The organism is Aurantimonas marina (genome assembly GCF_017183135.1).
In the GTDB taxonomy this organism is placed as follows: Bacteria; Pseudomonadota; Alphaproteobacteria; order Rhizobiales; family Rhizobiaceae; genus Aurantimonas; species Aurantimonas marina.
This window is the reverse complement of record NZ_JADDXW010000002.1, coordinates 78,378-99,802: the sequence shown is the minus strand read 5'-3', so window position 1 is coordinate 99,802 and position 21,425 is coordinate 78,378. Positions and strand designations below refer to the sequence as shown.

24 protein-coding genes are annotated in these 21,425 nt (G+C 63.4%); 11 read left to right on the top strand and 13 right to left on the bottom strand.

Annotation, left to right across the window (positions count from 1 at the left end):
* Positions 1–66 precede the first annotated feature (66 nt).
* The 4 genes from ING15_RS03200 to ING15_RS03185 all read right to left on the bottom strand — a co-directional run bounded on the left by ING15_RS03200 (position 67) and on the right by ING15_RS03185 (position 2,563).
* Positions 67–522, bottom strand: coding sequence for a hypothetical protein (locus ING15_RS03200; RefSeq protein ID WP_206453336.1), 456 nt, complete (start codon positions 520–522; stop codon positions 67–69).
* 533 nt (positions 523–1,055) lie between these two features.
* Positions 1,056–1,598, bottom strand: a complete 543-nt coding sequence (locus ING15_RS03195) for a hypothetical protein (protein WP_206453335.1) — start codon at positions 1,596–1,598, stop codon at positions 1,056–1,058.
* A 147-nt stretch (positions 1,599–1,745) separates the two neighbouring features.
* Positions 1,746–2,186, bottom strand: coding sequence for a hypothetical protein (locus tag ING15_RS03190; protein WP_206453334.1), 441 nt, complete (start codon positions 2,184–2,186; stop codon positions 1,746–1,748).
* 71 nt (positions 2,187–2,257) lie between these two features.
* Complete coding sequence (locus ING15_RS03185) at positions 2,258–2,563, bottom strand: hypothetical protein (protein WP_206453333.1); 306 nt, start codon at positions 2,561–2,563, stop codon at positions 2,258–2,260.
* A 1,047-nt stretch (positions 2,564–3,610) separates the two neighbouring features.
* Between ING15_RS03185 and ING15_RS03180 the strand changes: the two genes are divergently transcribed.
* Positions 3,611–4,561, top strand: a complete 951-nt coding sequence (locus ING15_RS03180; RefSeq protein WP_206453332.1) for an extensin-like domain-containing protein — start codon at positions 3,611–3,613, stop codon at positions 4,559–4,561.
* A 32-nt stretch (positions 4,562–4,593) separates the two neighbouring features.
* On the opposite strand, the gene ING15_RS03175 is transcribed toward ING15_RS03180, so the two are convergent.
* Positions 4,594–4,818 carry a YrhK family protein gene (locus tag ING15_RS03175; RefSeq protein WP_206453331.1) on the bottom strand — a complete coding sequence of 75 codons (225 nt, stop codon included), beginning with the start codon at positions 4,816–4,818 and terminating at the stop codon, positions 4,594–4,596.
* A gap of 393 nt (positions 4,819–5,211) precedes the next feature.
* Here ING15_RS03175 and ING15_RS03170 point away from each other — a divergent pair, with 393 nt between their 5' ends.
* From ING15_RS03170 to ING15_RS03145, 6 genes are all read left to right on the top strand, one after another.
* A complete protein-coding gene (locus ING15_RS03170) occupies positions 5,212–5,442 on the top strand; it encodes a hypothetical protein (RefSeq protein ID WP_206453330.1) in 231 nt (76 codons plus the stop codon).
* Positions 5,443–5,958: 516 nt separating this feature from the next.
* Positions 5,959–7,173, top strand: a complete 1,215-nt coding sequence (locus ING15_RS03165; protein ID WP_206453329.1) for a radical SAM protein — start codon at positions 5,959–5,961, stop codon at positions 7,171–7,173.
* On the top strand, positions 7,170–8,114 hold the full coding sequence (locus ING15_RS03160; RefSeq protein WP_206453328.1) for a radical SAM protein: 945 nt from the start codon (positions 7,170–7,172) through the stop codon (positions 8,112–8,114). The genes ING15_RS03165 and ING15_RS03160 overlap by 4 nt, the downstream gene beginning before the upstream one ends.
* Entirely contained in the window at positions 8,111–9,046 is a 936-nt protein-coding gene (locus tag ING15_RS03155; protein WP_206453327.1) for a hypothetical protein, read from the top strand. The genes ING15_RS03160 and ING15_RS03155 overlap by 4 nt, the downstream gene beginning before the upstream one ends.
* On the top strand, positions 9,015–9,725 hold the full coding sequence (locus tag ING15_RS03150; protein WP_206453326.1) for a hypothetical protein: 711 nt from the start codon (positions 9,015–9,017) through the stop codon (positions 9,723–9,725). Before ING15_RS03155 ends, ING15_RS03150 begins: the two co-directional genes overlap by 32 nt.
* A gap of 234 nt (positions 9,726–9,959) precedes the next feature.
* Positions 9,960–10,808, top strand: coding sequence for an oxidoreductase (locus tag ING15_RS03145; RefSeq protein ID WP_206453325.1), 849 nt, complete (start codon positions 9,960–9,962; stop codon positions 10,806–10,808).
* A gap of 78 nt (positions 10,809–10,886) precedes the next feature.
* Here ING15_RS03145 and ING15_RS03140 read toward each other — a convergent pair whose 3' ends face one another.
* The 8 genes from ING15_RS03140 to ING15_RS03105 form a co-directional block, all read right to left on the bottom strand.
* Positions 10,887–11,291 (bottom strand): acyl-CoA thioesterase, encoded by a 405-nt coding sequence (locus tag ING15_RS03140; protein WP_408628670.1) that lies wholly within the window; start codon positions 11,289–11,291, stop codon positions 10,887–10,889.
* Between the two features lie 59 nt (positions 11,292–11,350).
* Positions 11,351–12,250: a DMT family transporter gene (locus tag ING15_RS03135; RefSeq protein WP_206453323.1), complete on the bottom strand. Its 900-nt coding sequence runs from the start codon at positions 12,248–12,250 to the stop codon at positions 11,351–11,353.
* Between the two features lie 111 nt (positions 12,251–12,361).
* Positions 12,362–13,852 (bottom strand): tripartite tricarboxylate transporter permease, encoded by a 1,491-nt coding sequence (locus ING15_RS03130; RefSeq protein WP_206453322.1) that lies wholly within the window; start codon positions 13,850–13,852, stop codon positions 12,362–12,364.
* A 21-nt stretch (positions 13,853–13,873) separates the two neighbouring features.
* Positions 13,874–14,347, bottom strand: coding sequence for a tripartite tricarboxylate transporter TctB family protein (locus ING15_RS03125; protein ID WP_206453321.1), 474 nt, complete (start codon positions 14,345–14,347; stop codon positions 13,874–13,876).
* On the bottom strand, positions 14,344–15,309 hold the full coding sequence (locus tag ING15_RS03120; protein ID WP_206453320.1) for a tripartite tricarboxylate transporter substrate binding protein: 966 nt from the start codon (positions 15,307–15,309) through the stop codon (positions 14,344–14,346). Before ING15_RS03120 ends, ING15_RS03125 begins: the two co-directional genes overlap by 4 nt.
* A gap of 10 nt (positions 15,310–15,319) precedes the next feature.
* Positions 15,320–16,498 carry a mandelate racemase/muconate lactonizing enzyme family protein gene (locus tag ING15_RS03115; protein ID WP_206453319.1) on the bottom strand — a complete coding sequence of 393 codons (1,179 nt, stop codon included), beginning with the start codon at positions 16,496–16,498 and terminating at the stop codon, positions 15,320–15,322.
* Positions 16,499–16,504: 6 nt separating this feature from the next.
* Entirely contained in the window at positions 16,505–17,230 is a 726-nt protein-coding gene (locus tag ING15_RS03110; protein WP_332873758.1) for a GntR family transcriptional regulator, read from the bottom strand.
* A gap of 59 nt (positions 17,231–17,289) precedes the next feature.
* The gene (locus ING15_RS03105) at positions 17,290–17,673 is read right to left on the bottom strand and encodes a DUF1499 domain-containing protein (RefSeq protein ID WP_269812723.1); all 384 of its coding nucleotides are present in this window, start codon (positions 17,671–17,673) and stop codon (positions 17,290–17,292) included.
* A 93-nt stretch (positions 17,674–17,766) separates the two neighbouring features.
* Between ING15_RS03105 and ING15_RS03100 the strand changes: the two genes are divergently transcribed.
* The 4 genes from ING15_RS03100 to ING15_RS03085 all read left to right on the top strand — a co-directional run bounded on the left by ING15_RS03100 (position 17,767) and on the right by ING15_RS03085 (position 21,294).
* Positions 17,767–18,288 (top strand): superoxide dismutase family protein, encoded by a 522-nt coding sequence (locus ING15_RS03100; protein WP_206453316.1) that lies wholly within the window; start codon positions 17,767–17,769, stop codon positions 18,286–18,288.
* 84 nt (positions 18,289–18,372) lie between these two features.
* Entirely contained in the window at positions 18,373–18,699 is a 327-nt protein-coding gene (locus tag ING15_RS03095; protein ID WP_206453315.1) for a hypothetical protein, read from the top strand.
* A gap of 39 nt (positions 18,700–18,738) precedes the next feature.
* A complete protein-coding gene (locus tag ING15_RS03090) occupies positions 18,739–19,914 on the top strand; it encodes a GAF domain-containing sensor histidine kinase (protein ID WP_206453314.1) in 1,176 nt (391 codons plus the stop codon).
* Between the two features lie 174 nt (positions 19,915–20,088).
* Positions 20,089–21,294 (top strand): pyridoxal phosphate-dependent aminotransferase, encoded by a 1,206-nt coding sequence (locus tag ING15_RS03085; protein WP_206453313.1) that lies wholly within the window; start codon positions 20,089–20,091, stop codon positions 21,292–21,294.
* The last annotated feature ends 131 nt before the right edge of the window (positions 21,295–21,425 follow it).

The window sequence follows — 21,425 nt, the reverse complement described above, 5'->3', positions numbered from 1 at the left end:
TGCACGGCAGCGGGATCGGCAGAGCCGGCGGGCCGGCGATGCTTCAGCTTGTCAGACGCCGAGGGCTCAACTCGTCGGTCGGGATTGCGCCTGCGACGCGGCTTCGTTGCGCGGCAGGCTGAACTCGACCGACAAAGCGGGGATGGAGAGGGAAAAGACCGGAAGGCGATCGTCGGCGGCGCCATCGTAGACGATTTCATCATCGATCGCGAAGACCGGTTCGCCCTGCTGCATCGTGATCGGCAGTCCGTCGCCGACGTCGGCCGTCGGCATGCTCACATAGCCCTCGTTCGCCAGCGCGGCGAGGATATAGGGTGGCGCGTAATAGGCCGCATTCTCGGGGGTGATCGGCCGGACACGCAGATGCGATCCGCTCTCGCAGGCCTCCGCGCTCGGCTGACCCGACTCCGTGATGGTGACGTAGCACCGCGTTGGGACGGCGGCGCATCCTGTGAGTGTCAGCACGAGCGCAAGACTAATAGCGGGACGGTAAAGCATGGTGAGCTCAATCTTGGAACGCATCAAATCCAATTTATGTTACGTATAGAAAACGCCAAAAATAGAAAAATAATTGCAAATATTTAAATGCTTGCCGGTATTAAATCGAATTTTTTCGATCGGGTGGTTAGTACTGTGATTCGGGATTGAAGACAATTTCATGCGCCGCTTTAACCCTAAATAAGTCATGACGAAGGCAAAGACCTGGAGTCCAGGGCCAGGGCCAGGGCCGACCGGAGGTACCTGCGGCGTGTGTCTGCGAGCCGAAATGTCCGCGAGCCAAGAGGGACGCGCGCATACCAGGCTGACGGGAGTCAGGATGGTCCGGATGAATGCGGGCGAGCGTGCGCGACCCTGACAGGCGGGTCAGCGGTGGCGTTCGACGCAGGTTCGAGCGATCAGGCAGAGACCCCGTCCGGATCGGGCAAAAGCTGCGATCCGCGCAGGGCGCAGAGGGAGGGTCCGCTACGAACGCGGTCACGCCCCGGTCTCGGTCGCCCTTTCGGCGCACAGGATGTGGTGAAGGCAGGCGGACGGAAAAGCCGAGGCCGCCGCTGTTACTGAATGGTGAAGGGAATCTGTCGGCTGGACCGGTCCCGCCGGCCGGGCGCCGGATGGCGATGCCCGCGCGGCTCGACCAGCACCGGCACGCCGTTGAGCACCACACGCCCGGGCGGCAGGCCCTGCAGAATGTAGTTGCGGCGGGGGCCGACGACGGCAATTCGCTCGCCGAGCATGTCGAAGGAATAGGAGCGGCCGTCGCAGAGCACAGGCGTGGCGAAAAGGCTGCGGCTGCTCGCGTCGAAGGCGTCGAGATCGACGGTGTCGCAGCGCCGGATCTTCGCAGTGCGCAGCGAGCCCGTCGAGCGGTCGAGGACGACCGCGTTCAGATCGTAGCCGTGCTTCTGCTCCACCAACTCGAAGTGGAGGCTGACTGCGGTTGTCGATCGCGGCGAGGCGGCTCGCACGGCGTAACCGAAGGGAATGGCGGGGCGAGCCTGTACTGCCGCGACACGGTCGTTCTTCAGTGACAGACGCGCCTGGGCGTCCGGCCTGGCGAACTGGCATGCGGCGACGAGCGGGATAAGGGCGGCCAACAACAGGATCGTCCCGCAGGAGCGTGCGCGCGCGGCACCTCGAATCCGTTCATCTGAAGATTCCGCTGGATTGAGAAGCGTTCTGATCATCGCACACCTGCCGATCTTGAGCGGATTGGAGAGGGAAAAACGAAAGCCTTCGGATTGGAATCAGGGAAATTGCCAGGCCGGCGGGGGAGCCGGCTCGACGACGGGCTCCTCATCTTCGACGAGCAGAGGAACGCCGTTCAGGATGACGTAGCCGGGCTCGACATCCCTTAGCGCATGATTGCGTTTGACGCCGCTGACGATGACGTGGCGACCCACCAGATCGAAGACATAGCGTTCATCGTCGCATGCCACGGGCTCGCCGAAGAGGGTTTCGCCGCCGACACCGATGTCGATCGTGGCACAGCTGTCGAGCGGGATCGTCCTGACATCTTCACTCACCCGGTCGCTGACGAGGGCGTTGAGATCGTAGCCGCCGTCGCTCTCCACAAACTCGAAGGCGATGCTCAGATCGGCAGTTATAGGCAGCGGATCGGCGTCGATATCCGGGGATGCGAAAGGTATCGCCAGTCCCGCCATGAGAGTCAGCAGCCCGATGGCCATCATTCATCTCCAACCGATGCGCGCGAAAGGAAAGGAAGGAGAGGAGGCCCGGGGGCTCCCTCTCCGAAACGTCAGCAGCCCTGCGAGACGAGCGTATAATGATCCTGCTCGAGCAATTTGCGGGTCTGGATGTAGACGGCCGGATTGCGTCGCTTGATGATCACGGCACCATCGGCGATGTTCCCGACCCAGCTGCGGCTTTCGCCGCTCACTTTCTTGCCCTTCGTGTTATAGATGTAGGTCGAAGGAATATACTCGACCAAATAGCACTTGTCGTTGTTTTCGACGACCTTTCGCGTGAACGTCTTCGCGTCGACGCTAGCCGACAACGCCAGCGTGCTGACCGCAGCGGCAACGGAAATCAGAAACATACGCATTTTTTACGCCTCCTGACATTTTGATATTGCGCGAGTTAAGTATTAAATCAAAGCCGACGGATATCAACAGATTTTTTCATTCTCGCATCGACAAAATACAAGATTGGCTATTGCGTCAACCGAAGTGTATCATCTTGATACAACCGCAAGCTTCCGTAGCTGTCAACGAAAAGAATCAGCCGCTCGTCGTTGCCGCGCCGCCGAATTCCTCTCGCTACTGCGAAGATACCCAAGCCGTGGTTCCGGGGCTCACGAAGGTCGCGGCGATCCCGTCGACTTTCCGCGAGCGGACGTCCGCCGACTGCGTGAACGGGTGGGCGGCGCCGGCTGGCGGGTCTGCTTCGTTGCGGCCCGGGTCCCAGCCCCGTGTTTCGTTGCGCCGCCGTTCGTTCATGTTCGGTTCAGAGCCGATGCGCGACTCTCGGGTCATGAAGGACGACTCGCTCCCCTCGATCCATTCGCGACACGCTGCCGGTTTCCCGGCCGGCCGGATCGTTTCCGGCGCACCGATGTGGCAGATCCGTGTGGTTGGCGAAGCGTCGCGAGACGCTCACGGAAATTCGGCGCCTGTGGCGCTCGGACTGCACCCCCGCAAAGCGGCGGTCGGGTGGCTGGCGGCAGCCCTTTTGTTCACTGGCGCGGCATCTCCGCCCGCCCGCGCCGCGCCGTTGCATCCGACCCGGGGCGCCGTGCCGCATACGTTGCCGGGCTGATCGCCCCGTCTGGCGGGAAGCGACATTTTCCGAATCCCGTTCATCCTTCGCTTACCAAACGCCGGTAGCTTTTCCTCGTCCCGCTCGAGTTTCGCGGAAGACGAAAGGCCATCGCATGGTATTGCGTAAAAGCGGATGGCGCAGGTCTGCGCTCGCCGCCGTTTGTTTCGCGGCGGCGAGCCTTTCCTCCGGCGCTTGGGCCCAAAGCGGAAGCGGCACCATGATCTGGGGCGGCCCTTTGCCGGCTGCCGGCGAGACGTATACGCCGAGCGTGCCCGGTATGGGCAGACAGGACGTTCCGAATTTCCAATCTCTATCGCCGGCGCCCGCTCAGATGGCGCAACCCGCCGACGACCGAGTGCTGCTCGACGATCTCCTAGGACGAAGCCCGCCCCGCGCCGCCGGTGCCGCATCCATCGCGCCCGCCACGCCCCAGACGCCTGCCGCCCCGGCCTATCCGGCCGCCCTGCCTCCGCTCGACGCACCGTCCGAGGTCGACGCCGATCCCGCGCGCTTCGGCGCGGTCGAATCCATCGAAGATCCCTGGCAAGGCCTCAAGCGCGTCGCGCCGGGCGCGATTCCTTCACCGGAGACGGCATCCCGGGACGCTCCTTCGCCGCAATTGGTACCGCATCGGGGCATCGTGGCCTCGCTTGGCGGCCAGCGGCAACCCGCGCGGCCGCAAGCGACGGTGCCGGAGCGTGGCCGCCTCGAACAGGAAACGCCGAGTGGCTACACCGCGATGCCGCGATCGGAGGCGATGTGCCGCAAGGCCTTGCGTCAGATGGGCGTCAAATTCGTCGACGTGGCGCCGGTCGGCAAAAGCGCCGGTTGCGGCATCCCCTATCCGGTCAAGGTGCTGGAGATCGCCAAGGGCGTGCGAATGCAGCCGGCGGCAACGCTGAACTGCCCGGCGGCGGCGCGCATCTCCCAATGGGTCGAGGACGAGGTCAAACCGGCCGCCCGCTGGCGGCTGTGGACCCGACCGACGGCCGTCCTCAACGCATCGTCCTACCGCTGCTCGCGCATCGCCGGCTCACGCACGATCAGCGAGCACGCCAGCGGCAACGCACTCGACGTGCGCGGCTTCAAATTCGCTGACGGCAGCACCTTCGACGTGGAGAAGAAGGGCTTCTTCTCGTTCCGCCAGAAGGGATTCCAGAAGAGCGTGCGGCAGTCGGGTTGCCGCTATTTCGGCACGGTGCTCGGCCCCGGCTACAACCGCGCCCATGCCGACCATCTGCACCTCGATGCCAAGAACCGGCGGCGCGGTGTGTGCAAATAGGGAAGGGGGACGGGCAAGGCGTGACCGTCGGATCAGTCGCGCCGTCGTTCCTCGGCTTCGTAAATGGTCTTGAACAACTGTCCGAGCGAGCCGAGGAACATGCCCGACGACCCGCCGACGAACATCCAGACAGCCACGGTATACCAGGCTTCGAACGCCTTGAAGAACAGGATGGAGCCAATGACGAACAGAAGATTGCCGGCAAGGCCGATGCCGAGATGGATGTAGAAATAATCGTTGACGAGCGTTCGCAGCATGATCCCTCGGATTCTCCGTTCGTGGTCGTCCGAGTGCAGGCTGGGTTCGACCATATCCGCAAGTGGCAAGCGACGTCGCGCCGGCCGTCGGGTCCGGCGGAAGAAAGGGCATCGCCACCATGCGTCAAGACGTCACGCCAATGGCGGGCAGGTTCCGTGTCAGCGGGTCGGACGATGCGTCCCGGCCCGTGCTCCGGGATGAAGGCTCCCGACTGCGGGCGCCGGAGGTAAAGGCGCATTGCCCCCTAGGTGGGAGGCGGACAAGGGCTTGGGGGTCGATCGCCGCACATCCATCATGACCTAGGGACATGTAAAAACGACGTTGCGTCTGCATTGACTAAACGATCTCCCGGCCGCACTATCCTTTTGTCCAACGAAGCAAGGAGCTGTCAGATGCCCGGTTTCAAGATTACGCGAAACATGAAGATCCCGAAAGATTTCAGTAGCGTGCGTGAACTGGATGATTCGCAGAAGAAAGAGATGCTGTCGTCCATGGGCGTGAAAGACGACGCCATCGCGCTGATGCTGGATATTGATGCCAAGGTAGCGAAGCTGAAGGATATGCCGGACGGCGGCGGGCCGGCCGAGGCCTGGGGTGCAGGCTGCGGCGGTGTGAACTGCTAGACCTGTTCTCCCAAGCATTCCGCTAAGTCCAGACGATTGGCTCCGGCCGCGTGGCCGGGGCGGGAGCATCGGACGACGATAGGAACGCAGTGCTGTTTTTCGGTTCGCCGCAGTGATCCACGCAGAGGGTGATCCACGCGGAGGGTACCGACGATCCTAGCAACGTTTCGGGCTAGCCGATGGATAATTCGACGGTCAGGGGATAGGAATCGGACCCTGGTCGCCGGAGAGCGGCGAACGGTGACCGGAGATACGGCTACGTATACGCGTTCGGCGAACGGCAGGCCTGAAGACCTGTTGATCGGCCTTTCTGTGCTATCCGGCGCGGGGCGATCGGCGGACCGGGGCTTCCAGGGCAGTTCGAGCGTCAGCACGGCGGCAGCGCCGCTACGATCCGTGCCGACGCCGTGACCATGACCGAAGACGATGACCGAAATTCCCTCGGGCGGACGCTCTTGAGATCGTCCGATTGTCAACTCATCGGTGGATCGCCATCGCCAAAGCGCGGAGAGGATCATGCCCAGTCAGTCCAGAACCGAGGCCTATCGCCGCTCGACGGTTCCCAAACTGCTGCGGTGGGACGTCAATTCGAAGTGCAACCTGGCCTGCGCGCACTGCTGCGTGGGCGAAAGTTTGCGCGACGACACCATCCGCGATCTGTCGACCGAGGAATTTCTCGCCAGCATCCGGGAAGCCGCGGCGCGCGGGGTCGAGTCCGTTCATTATCTCGGCGGCGAGCCGACGATCCGAAAGGACTTCCTCACAATCCTGCAGGTTTCCGCCGATGCCGGGCTCAATATTTCGTTCAATACGAACGGCATCCGGCAAGATCAAAAGTATATCGACAAGATATTCGAGACGGGAGTTCGCAAGGTCGTTGTCAGCCTGGACGGTCCCGACGTCTGGTCGCACGAATTGATGCGAGGCGCCGGGACCTTCGCCAAGACCTGCTCTTTCGTCGGAAAACTCGCAGCCGCGAAAAAGGAACGGAATCAGGAGTATCCGCTGATCCAGATCCAGGCGGTGATCACCTCGGCATGGGCCGACAGGGCCAGGGACATGGTCGATCTATGCCGTCGGATCGGCGCGGGCGGGCTGAAGGTCACCAATCTTTCCGCGACGGGCGATGCCCTGCAGAATTACGAAAGGCTGGCGGCTGACAACGTCGCGCAGTTTCGCGCGCTGGTGACCTTGCTGGACTGCGTCATCGACTATCCCGACATCCAGATCGACGTGCCGGCCAAGCCGAAGGTCTATCAGTTCCACCGCAAATACGCGGCCGAGAAACTCGCGCCGTTGCCCTTCGGCTGCCCTGCCGTCCACGACAACGTCCATGTCGGTCCCGATGGCGACATCAGCCCCTGTCAACTCGCGGCGTCGCAGGGCGTGGATACCCGGTTCGAACGGGTCAACATCAGGGAGGGCGCGCTCGACAGCCTGACCGCGAGCGAGCGCTTCAACGGCTTCCACGAAACGGTGCAAAAGCCCGACAACGCCGTACTCTACAAGCACCAGATTCCCTGCAATCGCTGTGAATTCAACGGCCTGTCCTGCAATCCCTGTCCGCTGCCCGGCAAGACCGGGTATCATCCGACAAATTACATGTGCCTGATCGCGGAGTGGCTGAACGACCATGTCGCGCCCGGCGAGCAGCCCGACTGGGAGGCGCTGGAGCCGCGGATGAAGGCGCTCGTCATGGCCAACCCGCCGCGCGCCGCCGACATACCATGATCAGGCATCTGGGCGTTCTGTTGACGGCCCGTTGCAACCTGAAATGCGCCCATTGCCTGCAACATCGGCACTTCAACCGGGATCTCGATCTGGCGCTCTGCAAGGAGCTGCTCGTCGAGGCCCGGTGCCTCGGCGTCGTCGGGGTCTCGTTTTCGGGTGGGGAGCCGACCCTTTACCCCCATCTCAACGCCGTCGTGGAGGAATGCGCGGCGCTGTCGCTGGCCTATTCGATCACCACCAACGGCACCTTGCTCGACCCGCTGCTGGAAGCCTGCAGCCGCCATATTCCGCACCATGTGACGTTGAGCTTCGACGGCGTCACGGCGCCCGCGCATGATGCGATCCGCGGGCCGGGAACCTTCGACCGGGTGATGACGACGGCGCGGTTGCTCTCCGGCCTTGGCGTCAGCACCTATGCGCAATTCACGATGACGGATCAGATGTCGCTCGACGCGGAGATGTACGACGCCTTGCGCGATCGCTCGGGCGCGGAGCGTATCCATTTCGTCCCTCTGATCCAGACCGCGGATACGGGTAAAGCCGGGATCGGCATGGACCCGCGCCGCCTGCATGAGATCAAGCGGTGGGTTCAACAGAACAGGGCGCGGGGGCGGCCATTCCATATTTCGCTTGGCGATGCGATCATCGGCCGTGGAGAACAGCGTGATGCCGCCCCGTGCGGGTATCTTGCCGGGCATAGCCTGTTCGTGGATTGGGACGGATCGGTCGCGCTCTGCTGCCAGACGGCCGGGGTCGCGGAGGTGAAAAATGCCATTGGAAGCCTGCGAAATGACGATCTGTCGCGGTTGCTTTCCCGGCGGAACGCCTGGGTGGAGAATTTGAAGCGGCAACGTGCCGCGCATTCCCGGGTGTTCGAATGCGATGCCTGCCATGCCTGCCTGCGAAGTCCCAGTGTCGAACGCGCCCACGCGGTGCAATGAACGCCGACGCCGACATGGCGGCGCTGACCGCGCTGTTCGGCCATGTCCATCGCTCCTACGTCCGCGAGACATGCGGTGGGGCGAGCGAGCGCTCCGGCATCACCCACGATCATCTGCCGTTCGAATGGTCGGTCAGTCTCGCCGGCGGACAGGTCGGCGCGGTCCGTTTCATCCACGATCTTGCGGCTACACAGTCCGTTGGCCAGTCCGGTCTGGCACTACAGGCCTTCATGCCCCTGCCGACGGCTTTTCGGGAGCTCGGCCGTATGGTCGATGGTCTGGACCGGCGAGCGTCGTTCCAGGGAAGTTTCACGCGCTGGATCGGCGCCGGGGCCGGCGCGTCCGGGAGGCAGCTGAAAATCTATCTGAATCCCTGGGCCTATTTCGAGACCTTGTCCGCCGCCACGGTCGGTGTTCTGGGAGCGATGTTGACGTCATCGACGCTCACCGCCGCCAGGGCGCTCATGGATCACTTCACCGGTGCCTGGCCAAGCATGATCGGCTGGAACGTCGACGCTGCCGGCGAGGCGCGTGCCAAATTGTACTTCCGGGTTCCGCGAACGTCGGTAGACGCGATCGCGGCCTTCCTGAACTCACGCGAGAGTGCGGCCATGGGATTTCTGTGGCAGGCGGTGGATGCCAAATGGTGCGGGGAGGCCCATCTCTATACCGATGCCGGCAAAGCGCCGGGGCTACCGTCCTGGAAGGTGAACCTCAACGTCGTGTCGGCAGACCGGTGCTGGCTGCGTCCGGACTTTCGAACCGTCGTGGCGACACTGCCGCAGATCGAGGCCGCCCTGTCGGCCACAGCGTCGGAGTTTCCTCCCGGTTCGCACGAAGTGACCTATGTCGCGTCAAACGGCCGCAAGCACGATATCTATTTCAAACCGAAAAGCGCCGATGGGTATCGCGTTGAGTCCAATCATCCATGAAGTCGCATCGCTTGTCGCCTTCAGCCTGTGGCCGGCGAAGGCGAAATTTCGTCACATCCGACAGTTTCGCAATCCTGCCGCCGACAGGCTCCTCTATATGGCCGGGACGATTCACAACGCACATTTCATCTCCCGCCAGTTTCCCATCTCAGACCTCGCGGGGCTGATCGACGGCTTTGATCCCGATTGTCTTCTACTGGAAATGCGGGAGGACTATCTCGCGCGGGACTGGCTGGCGGATGGGCCGGCCGATATGGCCTATTGTGCCCATCTGGCGGTCGAAAGGGGCATGCCGGTCCGCGGCATCGATGATTGGTGCGACCGTCATGTGGAACGCGAGGATCGCATGTTCCGCAACACGCTCGCGGCGATGGAACGGCAGGGCGGACAGCGGTTTCTGCTATTGACCGGATACTCGCATATCCACGAACTCGCGATCCGGCTGCCCGAGGCGGAGTATTCGGAAATGCCGGTGCCGGAGGACGCGATGAGAAGGATGATGGGGCGGGGGGCGTCGATGCGCGTGCCAGCCGGCTTGCCGGACGGCTTGCGTCGGGCCGCGGGACGGGCGGAGCGGGGCGAAACGCCCTTCAGTCGGGCCTGGGCCCGTTCCCGCAGGCGGCTGGCGGACAAGCTGGAGGCGGGCGCGGCACGCGTGGCCGTAGGCTCGACGTCATGACCCCCCAAATCGTGGCCACACAAGAGCAATCGCTGCTACGAGGACGAAGGCGATGCCGAGCAGCCGCCGATCGGCAGGCCCGGGGAGCTGCTGGAAAGCCCTGGCGTGCGAATTGGCCCTGTTCTTCCTCGGCCACCGGAGCGTCCGCCTTGTCCGTTCCGCCGTCAGACTTATGTTGCGGCTGCCATCGCCCTGCGCCGAAAGCGGCGCTCCGCCGAGATTGGAAGGCAGATCATGACCACAGAATCCACGCCCGTCTGGTTCATATCGGGATGCTCGACCGGTTTCGGCCGCGAACTCGCCGAAGCCGTTCTCAAGCGCGGCTGGCGGGCTGTCGTCACCTCGCGCGACAAGGCGCGCGTCGCCGATCTCGTGGATGGCGCGGAGGATCGCGCCCTGGCCGTTTCGCTCGACGTGACCAAGCCCGATGACATCGCCGCGGCGGTGACGGCCGCAAAGGAGCGCTTCGGACGGATCGATGTGCTCGTCAACAATGCCGGCTACGGCTACCAGGCCGCAATCGAGGAGGGCGTCGATAGCGAAATTCGCGACATGTTCGAGGCCAATGCCTTCGGCCTGTTCGCACTGACGCGCGCCGTACTGCCCGGTATGCGCGAACAGCGCGGCGGTCACATTCTCAACATCTCGTCGGTCGCCGGTTTCATCGGCTTCCCGGGCTCGGGCTATTATGCCGCTACCAAGCACGCGGTCGAAGGCTTCACCGACGCGCTGGCCGACGAAGTGGCGCCGCTCGGCATCAAGGTGGTCGCCATCGAGCCCGGGCCGTTCCGCACCGACTGGGCTGGCCGTTCGCTAAAGCAGACGCCGAACCAGATCGCCGACTACGCCGACACGGCGGGCAAACGCATGCAGGGCACCAGCGGGGGAAGTGGCGCCCAGCCCGGTGATCCGGTGCGCGCGGCGGAGGCGATGATCGCGCTGACCGAGCACGCCGCGCCACCGCGCCATCTCGTACTCGGCGCCTGGGGCGTCGACCAGGTTACCCAGCGGCTGAAGGCGCGGCTGGCGGAGATCGAGGAATGGCGCGCCACCGGCGAAGCGACCGACTTCCCAAAGGATTGAGACAGCCGGCTCCGGCAACGGCTCCGACGGCGGCATGCTCCTCCGAGCCCGGCGCGGGGGACCGCCGGAACAAGAGCCTCACTCAGCCAGTGTCTCCGCCGCGATCGCCACCGGGCGGCCGTTCTCGTCGATCGCCACCATGACGAAGGTGCCTTCGGTCACCTTCGTCCGCTCGTTCGAGGCGCGGGCCTTGGTCCAGGCCTCGATGGCCAGCGTGATCGAGGTGCGGCCGACCTTCTCGATCGAGGAATAGACGCAGAGCGTGTCGCCGATCTTCACCGGTTTCTTGAAGGTCAGCGCGTTGACGGCGATCGTCGCGACCCGGCCGCGAGCCCGCTCGGCGGCACGGATGCCGGCGGCCAGATCCATCTGCGACATCACCCAGCCGCCGAAGATGTCGCCATTGGCGTTGGCGTCGGCCGGCATGGCCGGAATGCGTACCGTAAGATCACCCCGCGGCATCACGTCGGTCTCGTCCATCATCGTCTCCCCGTCGTCACGTCCGCCTTGCATAGCAGAAGCCGGTAGGTTTGGCAGTTGGGTCAGACTGGCTCGCGCGCCGACGGCCGGGCGGGCCGATACATCGGCACCAGCTCGACCGCGAGAATCGCCGCGAAGATCAGCGCGCAGCCGAGAAGCCCGATCGCGGCGATCCGCTCGCCCAAAAGAATCACGCCGAAGAGGGCCGCGAACAGCGCTTCGGAGGAGAGGAAGATCGCCGCCTGGGGCGCGGTCGTATGGCGCTGGCCGATGGTCTGGAGCGTGAAGGCGAGCCCGGACGAGAACACGCCACCGTAGACGATCTCCGGCCAGGCGGCAAAGAGCGAGGCAAGGGGCGGGGCCTCGAGGATCAGCGCGCCCAGGCCGGCGAGGGCTGCCGTCACGGCGAATTGCACCGCCGACAGCGCGTAGGGCCGGCCGCTGGGGCCGGCGAAGATCCCGACGAGGAGGATCTGCAGCGCCCAGAACACGGCGCAGACGATCATCAGGAGATCGCCGGAATTCAGCGCCGAAACGCTGCCGCCGCCAAGCAGCATGATGCCGATGAAGGCCGCGATCGCCGAAGGCCAGACCACCCAATGGGCGCGATGGCGCAAGATGACGAGGGCGAGGAATGGCGTGAAGACGACATAAAGACCGGTGAGGAAGCCGGCATTGGTGACCGAGGTGGTGACGATGCCGATCTGCTGGAGGATCGAGGCGAGGAACAGCATGACGCCGATGACGACGAAGCCGACCGGGGCACCCCTCGGAAGCGGGGACCTGGCGCGGGCGGATTCGCGCAGGGCGAAGGGCAGGACGGCCATGGTGGCGAGGGCGAATTTCGCCGCGGTGAAGGTCCATGGGCCGACGTCTTCCATCGCCGTCGACTGCGCGACGAAGCCCATGCCCCAGACGGCACCGGCGAGCAGCAGCAACAGATTGGCGCGAAGGCGGGACATCGGCAAGGCGGGTCAGATTGCGGTTCGGTCGGGCTAGCGTCTGGAGGAAGCGAACGCAAGGGCCGGCCGGGGGTGCAAGGCGTCCGACGCAGCTGGATGGCGGGTAAGGCCCTACGCCGCGCCAGCTGCCCGCCATCGTCTGATGACGAGCGAAACAAGGGGCCAGACAAGAGCAGTCGCCGCGATCAGAATGAGGGCGATGCTGAGCGGCCGCTCGAAGAAAATTCCGTGTGAGCCCTGCGACATGATCAGGGAGCGCGCATAGTTCGATTCCACGATGGCGCCCAGCACCATTGCCAGAACAAGCGGCGCCATCGGGAATCGCAACTTCTTCAGCAAGTAGCCGACGATCCCGAAGAGGAGCGCCAGCCATACGTCGAACATCAGGTTGCGCAGGGCGTACGTGCCGACCAGTGAGAGCATGACGATGCCGACGGCAAGGACGGAATTCCGTAGGGCGAGGACCTTGCGCCAGAGAGGCATGGCCGCGGTCCCGAGCACAAACAGCATCGGGAAGGCGACCAGCATTCCCACGAACAGGCCGTAAACCACGTCCGGGTTCTCGGCGAAAAGTCTCGGACCGGGTTGCAGCCCGTGAATGATGAGCGCGCCGATCAGCACGGCGGTCGTGGGGCTGCCGGGAAGGCCCAGGGTGAGGAGGGGCATCAGCGCGCCACCAACAGAGGCACTGTTGGCTGCTTCCGGTGCCGCGACTCCCTTGATCTGGCCCTTGCCGAAGGTTTTCGGCTTGTCGGACCAGCGGCGTTCCTGATCATAGGCGAGCCAACCGGCGATGTTGGCTCCGGCGCCCGGGATCGCGCCAACGACAGTGCCGATCGCCGAGCCGCGCAGGAATGTCGGCAGCATCGAAGTTGCTCCACGCAATCCAAGCTTCTCGCCCGAGTCGCTGATGCGGGCTTCCTTGTGCGTGTCATCCCGTTCCGCCAGCGTAAAGGCTTCCGCCAGAGCGAAGACTCCGATGAGCACGACCAGAAAGGGAATGCCTTCATACAGTTCGAAAAAGGAACCCGTGTAGCGCGGTGTGCCCGAGATCGGGTCCACGCCGACCACGGCGAGCAAGAGGCCGATGATGCCTGCCGCCAAGCCTTTGAGAATGGTATCCCCGCTCAAACTCGCGATCAGCGTCAGGCCGAACAATCCCAACGCGAAGTATTCCGGCGGCCCGAATTGCAGCACAAAGACAACGAGCGGCTGGGAAAAGACGATCAGCGCGATCGCACCGACGATCCCGCCGAAGGTCGAGGCGGTAAGCGAGGTCTGTAGCGCCAAGGCGCCTCGGCCTTGCCGGTTCATCGGGTAGCCGTCCACTACGGTGGCGGTGGCCGCTGCCGTCCCTGGTGTTCCGATGAGGATCGCGGATATCGAACCTCCGTATTCCGCAGCGATATACAGTGAAACGAGCAGGTTGAAGCCGACGGAGGGCGACAGGCTGAACGTTGCCGGTATAAGAAGCGCGACACCGAGAGACGGACCGAGACCGGGCAGGGCTCCGACGACGATGCCGAGGGCGGTGCCTATGAAGATCGCCAACAGCCCTTGCCAGGTGAAGACGGCCTCGATGCCGAGCAGTAGATCCTGCATGATGTTCGATCCGGCCGACGGTTAGGGGAAGGGAACGTCGAGCAGCAGCCCGAAGAGTGTGTAGGCGGAGCCGGGAATGACGATTGCCGCTACGATCGCTCCGGTCCAGCCTGTGCCCAGCAGGCGCACCCCGAGCAGTGTCGCCGGGATAAAAAGCACCAAGAAATTCAGAAAGCTCCAGAGATAGATGCAGATCGCGGTGCCCGCGGCCAGGGCCAGCGCACGCGGCATGCCCTGAAGCGTCAGTTCGGGCTCACGCGGGCCGAGGAAGCTGCGCGCGATCAGCCCCCCCGAGAGCATCACGAGAAGGGTTCCGAAGATGATCGGCAGCCGCGCCGGTCCCGGTGCCCCCAACGTGGCGGGTTTCGGATAACTGCCCGCAACGACGATCATGGTGATCGCCACGACGATCAGGATCAGTGCGGTCCCGATTGTCCCATACAGCATCAGCGCCGGCCCGCGGCGCTGATGCTGTTCATAGGCTGGATCGCTCAATTGGCGAATCCGTTGTCCTTGAGGAAGGCGCGGCGGGATGCGACCTCCTTGCGCACCTGCATCTGCATTTCCTCCTGATCAAGGTCGAGGGAGGACTGCATGTTCTTCTCCATGAACTCCTGCCACTCCGTGGTTTCCTCAACGGCCGCGATCGCCTCGATCAGCCGCCCGGTCGCTTCCTGAGGCGTTCCTTCGCGCACCATCACACCGCGCCAGATCGATTCCACGACGTCATACCCCTGTTCCTTGAAGGTCGGAGTGTCGGGAAAATACCGGTCGCGACTCTCGGTGGAGATTCCGAGCAGCCGGAAGTCGCCGTTCGCAAGTTGGGCCTTGGCCGAACTCGGGGTCAGAACCGCAGCGTCGATATGCCCGCCGAGCAAGGCAATGGCGGCTTCGTTGCCGCCGTCGAAAGGCACCCATGCCGCCTCGAAATCGGCTTCCTGCTGGAGGCGATAGAAGACGAACTGGTGGAATCCGGCGGATGCGTAACCGCCAATCCGCAGGCCGTTGGGATTTTCCTGCAGGTATTTGACGAAGTCCTTCATGTCCCGCAGGTCGCTGTCGGCGCGCACCGCGACGGCCGACGGTTCTGCCTGCAAGGCCCGCAGCACGGTAAAGTCGTCTGGCGTGAACGGAATTTTGCCCTTGGCCATCGTGAACGTCATGCTCGCCGTCGTCGAGAGCACCGTGTAGCCGTCGGCAGGCTGGGTCATGACGTAAGACATGGCGACCGCGCCCGAGCCGCCTTTGCGGTTTTCGACCGGCACTTCGACGCCAAGCTCCTCGCTCAATTGACGGCCGAGCTGACGCATCATCGTGTCGAGCGGCGAGCCCGCGGATGACCAGACGACGAAGCGAATATCGTCTTCGGGATAGGCCTGGGCCTGGGCGGCAGGCGCCTGGACCAGCGCCATGGCCGACAGCGATGCGGCGGCGATCAGGGTTTTCATAGCTTGCATTTTCTCCTCCTCAGAATGCCTTCGACAATGCGGTGTTGCGCGGCCCTTCGTTCTCCGGCAGCGGCAGGTCGCGCTTGGGGAAAGGCTTGCCGGGCATCGAGCGAACCGCTTCCTCATTGACGTCGAGACCCAAGCCGGGTCCGTCCGGCAGGGTGATGTAACCGTCAACCGGCTTGAGCGGGTTGCTACAGAGCTTCGCACCGAGTTCCTCGAACGGAATGAAATATTCGGTGATAATGAAGTTCGGCATGCAGGCCGAGGCATGCACGGTGGCCGAAAGCGCCAGCGTCGTGGAATTGTAGTTATGTGGCGAACAGGCGATCATCTCCGTTTCCGCGGCGGCCGCGATGTACATCAATTCCAAGATCCCGCCGCAGTTGGCGACGTCGGGGTTGATGATATCGACGGCACGCTCGCGAAGTACCGGCCGGAAGCCAGCCCGACCGTAGAGCGCTTCGCCGGTCACAGTCGGGATCGGCGAACTGGCTCGCACTTCCGCTAGCGCCTGGATGTTCTCAGATTGGCAAGGCTCTTCAAACCAGTACGGTTCGAATTCAGCGAGGGCATTGGCCAGCTCGATGGCGTGCATCGGCGCGAGCCGACGATGAATGTCGAGCAGAATATCCACGTCGGGACCGACCGCATCGCGGATCCCGCGTATGATGTCCACCGACTGACGAATGTGCTGCCTCGGAATGAAGGTGCGCCATGGTCGAGGCAGCGGGTCGAGCTTCATCGCCGTGAAGCCGCTTTCGACCACCTTTTCGGCGGCACGGGCATAATCGGCCACCTCTCGCAGCTTGTAGCCCCAGCCGTTGGCGTAGACGCGGATGCGCTCGCGGGTCTTGCCGCCCAGCAGGTTGTAGACGGGTTGCTCCGTCGCCTTGCCGACGATGTCCCAGAGGGCCTGTTCGATGCCCGACACGGCGCAGTGGAACTCCAGCGAGGCGCGACGTTGGGCGTAATCGTCGAAGGCGACCTGGCAGATATGGCGGATCTGAAACGGGTCCCGACCGACCACATAGCGGCCGAGTTCTTCCACTTGGGCCGCTATGGCGCGGTCCCTGTCGTATTGACTATAGGCTTCTCCCCAGCCGACGATGCCCGCATCGGTCTCGACCCTCACGAAAATCAGGTTCTTGCGCCAACCCGGGTGGACAGTCAGACATTCGACTTTGGTTATCTTCATCGGTGATCAGGCTTTCTTCTTCGTTTTGGCCGGGTCGGCGGCGCGTGTGTCGGACTGCAGCACCAGCTTTCCTGTCGCGGACATGGCGTTCAGGAAGCGCTCCTTGCCGCTGCGGATGTGTTTTTCGAGATGGGCGCCGGCCATCTCGCAATCCCCCTGCTCGATGGCTGTCATGATCTCGCGATGCTCCTGATTGGAAACGGCGAGGCCGCCGCCGAAGGCGAGTCCATGGCGACGGTAGATGCGCAGCTCCTTGCCGAGCGCGCGGTCGAGTTCGGCAAGTCGCTCGTTGCGACTGACCTTGTAGAGGGCGTCGTGAAAATCGAGATTCAGCGCGACATAGCGCTCCGAGTCGCGCTCGAGGGCGACCTTGTCCATCTCCTGGATCAGTCCACGCAGACGGGAAAGACCTGCGGCGTCGATCAATAGGGCCGCCTGCCGCCCTGCCAGGCGGCCGAGGCTCGAGCGGATGTCAAAGATCTGGGTGATTTCCAGCAGGGTGAGGTCTTTGACGAAGGCCCCCTGATTGGGAACGATCCTGACGAGGCCCACCCGGACAAGGGCGTGGCATGCCTCGCGAATGGCGGCCCGACCGACGCCCAGCCGCGCCGACAACGCGAATTCGTTGATATGCGCGCCCAGAGCGAACTCACCGCTCATGATGAGTTCCTCGATCCTCTCGGCGGCAAGATCGGATTGTCTCGACAAGCCGAGCCCCCTATTTGTCAGCACTTACACGAAAATAGCGTTTAATGTGTCGCAATATTCGTATCATCTGGCAAAAATCGCTGTCAAGTCTTGCGTAATTCGGCGAAATTGTACGCAATCTTACCGCAGGAATCCGACCCAGCCCTCCAGCCCTCCAGCCGTTCGGCGTTGGCGCCGAGATCGCTTTTGCCGAGGAGCGAGCGCGAATAGAGCCGCAGCCGCGTGCCGCCATCGCCAGGAATGGCCTCGGCGTCTATCGTGTCGGGGAAACGCAGGATCGCGGTTCGTGCGACATAGCGGCGGTAGTCCGGCCGACCGCCGTCATCGACCCGGGTAACGTTGCGATCGGCGAGGACGGCCACGTCGAGGCGGGCGAGGAGGGCGGCCGGCATGTCCTCGTAAAACGGCAGGGCTTCAGAGAGCGGCGATTTTGCCGGGGGAACGATCGCAAGGCGCGTCCGTTGCAAGTCGAATGGACCGTCTTGCCAGCGGACGCAGCCGCGAGATGCGAGGGTGACCCGCAAGTCGTATTGTCAATCACACTTTCAGGGAGATACATCATGCGCTTTATCACCACGACCCTTGCAGTCGCGCTCCTCGCGGCGCCCGCCTTTGCTCAGGATTCATCAGGCACAGCGCCGATGACCGTCGAACTGAATGGCCCTGACGGCGCATCGCTCGGGACGGTCGAGGTTACTTCGACACCTCTTGGCATCCTGCTCAACGCGGAACTTTCGGGGCTGTCCGACGGCCAGCACGGCTTTCACATCCACGAGACAGGCGTTTGCGAAGGCGATTTCAAATCCGCAGGCGGGCACTACAATCCCGGCGAGGCGGATCACGGCTATCTCTCTGGAAATGGCCCTCATGCCGGCGACATGCCGAATTTCACCGTTACCGGCGGCGCCGCCAAGTTCGAGACATTCAACGCGATGGTGGCGGTCGAAGGCGGCGAGGCACCGCTTGCCGACGAGGAGGGCTCGGCGCTGATCGTTCACGGTGGCGCCGACGACTACATCTCGCAGCCATCGGGCGATGCGGGCGACCGGGTCGCCTGCGGTGTCATCGCGCCACCGAAATAAGCGCGAGGAAAGCTAGGAATAAAGCGGGCGTCGGAGGGCCGGCGGCCGCTTACTTTTTGCCAGCCGACCATTGAGGGCAAGACCGTGTTCGAGGCGTTCGCGCAGGAAAATAGATCCAGCGCGGGTCCCGCGACGGCGCCTGAGACCGTCGAGCAAGCGGTCGAAGTCGACCCTGCCTTCGCCCTCGGCGAGATCGAAGACTGGGTGCTCGGCTTCGAGAAGTTGCTGCCGAACATCGTCGTCGCGCTTATCCTGCTGGCATTGTTCTGGGGAATCGGCGGGCTGGTCGGCCGCGGCTTCAATGGCCGATGCCGGCGGATTCCTGACGGCCGTACCGGCCGCCAGCGTGCGTGGCACGAGACCAGTCATCCACGCTTGATTTTCCGTGCCTCAGTGGGGGGTGTCTGGTAGCATCAGCCTCGTGAAGCAGTCATCGGAGAATGAACGCCTTTGAGGGATGAGTTTCAAGCCGATATCGATTCGGTTGGTCGCATTGCTGCGGTCCCCACGATCCTTGATGTCATCTGCCGCACGACCGGTATGGGATTTGCCACGGTCGCCCGCGTCACTCGCGATCGGTGGATCAACTGTGCCGTGCTCGACCGGATCGACTTCGGTCTTCCGACCGGCGGCGAGTTGAAGGTCGAGACCACGATCTGCCGGGAGGTTGAGGAGAGCCGCGAACCGGTCGTCATCGACGACGTACCGCAGGACGAGGCCTATTGCGGGCATCCGACTCCGGCCATGTATGGTTTCCGCAGTTACATCTCGATGCCGATTGTCAGGGCCGACGGGGAGTTTTTCGGGACGCTCTGCGCGATCGATCCGCGTCCGGCGCGTCTGAAGAATCCAGAGACGATCGGCATGTTCAAGCTGTTCGCCGAGCTCATCGCCTTTCATCTGGATGCCGGCGAGCGCCTGGCCGCGAGCGAGGCCAGCTTGATGGGCGAACGCAAGATTTCCGAACTTCGGGAGCAGTTCATCGCGGTGCTCGGTCACGATTTGCGCAACCCGGTCGCCTCGATTGATGCCGGAACGAAGATGTTGCTGAAGACGTCGCTGGAGCCGAAGGCCCTCAACATCTTGAATCTGATTCAGGGCAGCGTTCTCAGAATGCAGGGCTTGATCGACAATCTCCTCGATTTCGCCCGCGGCCGCCTGGGGGGAGGACTGACCCTAGAGGTGGACGATTGCGGGCCTCTCGAGCCGGTTCTCATCCAGGTCGTGGAGGAACTGCGAGCGACCCATCCCGACACCCCGATCGAAACGGATGTCTCCTTTACCGGTCCTCTCCGGTGTGATCGCGCGCGCCTGTCCCAGCTGCTGTCGAACTTGCTGGGCAACGCGTTGACCCATGGGGCCGACGGTGGAGCGGTGCGGGTGGGAGCGTCGAGCGATGCGGATCACTTTCGGCTCTGGGTGTCGAATTCCGGCGAACCCATCCCGAAGGAGGCGCTTGCCGATCTGTTCCAGCCGTTCTTTCGGGCGGCAACCCGGCCTAGCCAGCAAGGCCTTGGTCTCGGTCTCTATATCGCGTCGGAGATCGCGCGGGCCCACGGCGGAACGTTGACGGCCTCATCCGATTCGGCGGAGACCCGATTTACCTTTCAAATGCCGCTGCGGTAGTCAGGCCGCGCCGCACCAGTGGGCTATCCCCAAGAGTGGGCTTTCCCCAAGAAAGGCGACGGCTGTTTGTTTCGCATGGCGCTTGACCGCCGGCTTGCGATGCAAAACGTCTGCGATTAGGGTCCGCGCGCTCCTGCGGGAGCCTTCCCTATGGTCTGACCGGAGTCCCGTTCCATGGCTTTCCTCGCCGCCGCCCTCGATCGCGTCAAGCCGTCCGCCACCATCGCGGTCTCTCAGAAGGCGCGTGAGCTGAAAGCCGCCGGCCGCGATGTCATCGGATTGGGGGCAGGGGAGCCGGACTTCGATACGCCGGACAACATCAAGCGGGCGGCGATCGAGGCGATCAACCGCGGCGAGACCAAATACACGCCGATTTCCGGCATTCCGGAGCTGCGACAGGCGATCGCCAACAAGTTCAAGCGCGAGAACAATCTCGACTACAAGCCGGAGCAGACGATCGTCGGCACCGGCGCCAAGCAAATCCTGTTCAACGCCTTCATGGCGACGCTGAACCCCGGCGACGAGGTGATCATCCCGGCGCCCTATTGGGTGAGCTATCCCGAGATGGTGGCGATCTGCGGCGGGACGCCCGTGTTCGTCGAGGCCGGCATCGAGACGCAATTCAAGCTGACGCCGGACGTTCTCGAAAAGGCGATCACGCCGAAGACCAAATGGTTTCTGTTCAACTCGCCGTCGAACCCGTCGGGCGCGGCCTATACGCGAAACGAACTGAAGGCCCTGACCGACGTGTTGATGCGCCATCCCCATGTCTGGGTGATGACCGACGACATGTATGAGCATCTCGTCTATGGCGATTTCACCTTCACGACGCCGGCCGAGGTCGAACCCGGCCTTTATGACCGCACGCTGACCATCAACGGCGTCTCCAAGGCCTATGCGATGACGGGCTGGCGCATCGGATATGCCGGCGGACCGGTGCAACTGATCAAGGCGATGGACATGATCCAGGGCCAGCAGACCTCCGGCGCCTGCTCGATCGCGCAATGGGCGGCAGTCGAGGCGCTGAACGGTCCGCAGGATTTCATCGCCACCAACCGCGCCGTCTTCGAGGGCCGTCGCGACCTCGTCGTGTCGATGCTCAACCAGGCGAACGGCATCGAATGTCCCTCGCCGGAGGGCGCCTTCTACGTGTATCCGTCCTGCAAGGGGCTGATCGGCAAGAAGACCGGGGCCGGCACGGTGATCACGAAGGACGAGGACTTCGTCACGGAGTTGCTGGAGGCGGAAGGCGTTGCGGTGGTTCACGGCGCGGCTTTCGGCCTCGGCCCGAACTTCCGGATTTCCTACGCGACATCGGAGGCGCTGCTCGAAGAGGCTTGTTCGCGCATCCAGCGGTTTTGTGCCAGCCTCGACGGCTGAGGCACTCGACAGGTGCCATCGATCTACGGGCGGTCTCGAAAAGGGAGCGCCCGTCTTGTTTTGGCGGCCGGCGCAAAAAAAAGCCGGGCTCGCGAGAACCCGGCCGAAAGAAGGATCTTCCATTGGAAAAT

Excerpts from the sequence above, each read along its gene's own strand:
- ING15_RS03085 (WP_206453313.1), top strand. The coding sequence starts at position 20,089 with ATGGCTTTCCTCGCCGCCGCCCTCGATCGCGTCAAGCCGTCCGCCACC.
- ING15_RS03140 (WP_408628670.1), bottom strand. The coding sequence starts at position 11,291 with ATGATGGACGAGACCGACGTGATGCCGCGGGGTGATCTTACGGTACGC.
- ING15_RS03145 (WP_206453325.1), top strand. The coding sequence starts at position 9,960 with ATGACCACAGAATCCACGCCCGTCTGGTTCATATCGGGATGCTCGACC.
- ING15_RS03130 (WP_206453322.1), bottom strand. The coding sequence starts at position 13,852 with ATGCAGGATCTACTGCTCGGCATCGAGGCCGTCTTCACCTGGCAAGGG.
- ING15_RS03175 (WP_206453331.1), bottom strand. The coding sequence starts at position 4,818 with ATGCTGCGAACGCTCGTCAACGATTATTTCTACATCCATCTCGGCATC.
- ING15_RS03120 (WP_206453320.1), bottom strand. The coding sequence starts at position 15,309 with ATGCAAGCTATGAAAACCCTGATCGCCGCCGCATCGCTGTCGGCCATG.
- ING15_RS03180 (WP_206453332.1), top strand. The coding sequence starts at position 3,611 with ATGGCGCAACCCGCCGACGACCGAGTGCTGCTCGACGATCTCCTAGGA.
- ING15_RS03100 (WP_206453316.1), top strand. The coding sequence starts at position 17,767 with ATGCGCTTTATCACCACGACCCTTGCAGTCGCGCTCCTCGCGGCGCCC.
- ING15_RS03185 (WP_206453333.1), bottom strand. The coding sequence starts at position 2,563 with ATGCGTATGTTTCTGATTTCCGTTGCCGCTGCGGTCAGCACGCTGGCG.
- ING15_RS03160 (WP_206453328.1), top strand. The coding sequence starts at position 7,170 with ATGATCAGGCATCTGGGCGTTCTGTTGACGGCCCGTTGCAACCTGAAA.
- ING15_RS03165 (WP_206453329.1), top strand. The coding sequence starts at position 5,959 with ATGCCCAGTCAGTCCAGAACCGAGGCCTATCGCCGCTCGACGGTTCCC.
- ING15_RS03150 (WP_206453326.1), top strand. The coding sequence starts at position 9,015 with ATGGGTATCGCGTTGAGTCCAATCATCCATGAAGTCGCATCGCTTGTC.
- ING15_RS03190 (WP_206453334.1), bottom strand. The coding sequence starts at position 2,186 with ATGGCCATCGGGCTGCTGACTCTCATGGCGGGACTGGCGATACCTTTC.
- ING15_RS03200 (WP_206453336.1), bottom strand. The coding sequence starts at position 522 with ATGCGTTCCAAGATTGAGCTCACCATGCTTTACCGTCCCGCTATTAGT.
- ING15_RS03115 (WP_206453319.1), bottom strand. The coding sequence starts at position 16,498 with ATGAAGATAACCAAAGTCGAATGTCTGACTGTCCACCCGGGTTGGCGC.
- ING15_RS03170 (WP_206453330.1), top strand. The coding sequence starts at position 5,212 with ATGCCCGGTTTCAAGATTACGCGAAACATGAAGATCCCGAAAGATTTC.
- ING15_RS03155 (WP_206453327.1), top strand. The coding sequence starts at position 8,111 with ATGAACGCCGACGCCGACATGGCGGCGCTGACCGCGCTGTTCGGCCAT.
- ING15_RS03135 (WP_206453323.1), bottom strand. The coding sequence starts at position 12,250 with ATGTCCCGCCTTCGCGCCAATCTGTTGCTGCTGCTCGCCGGTGCCGTC.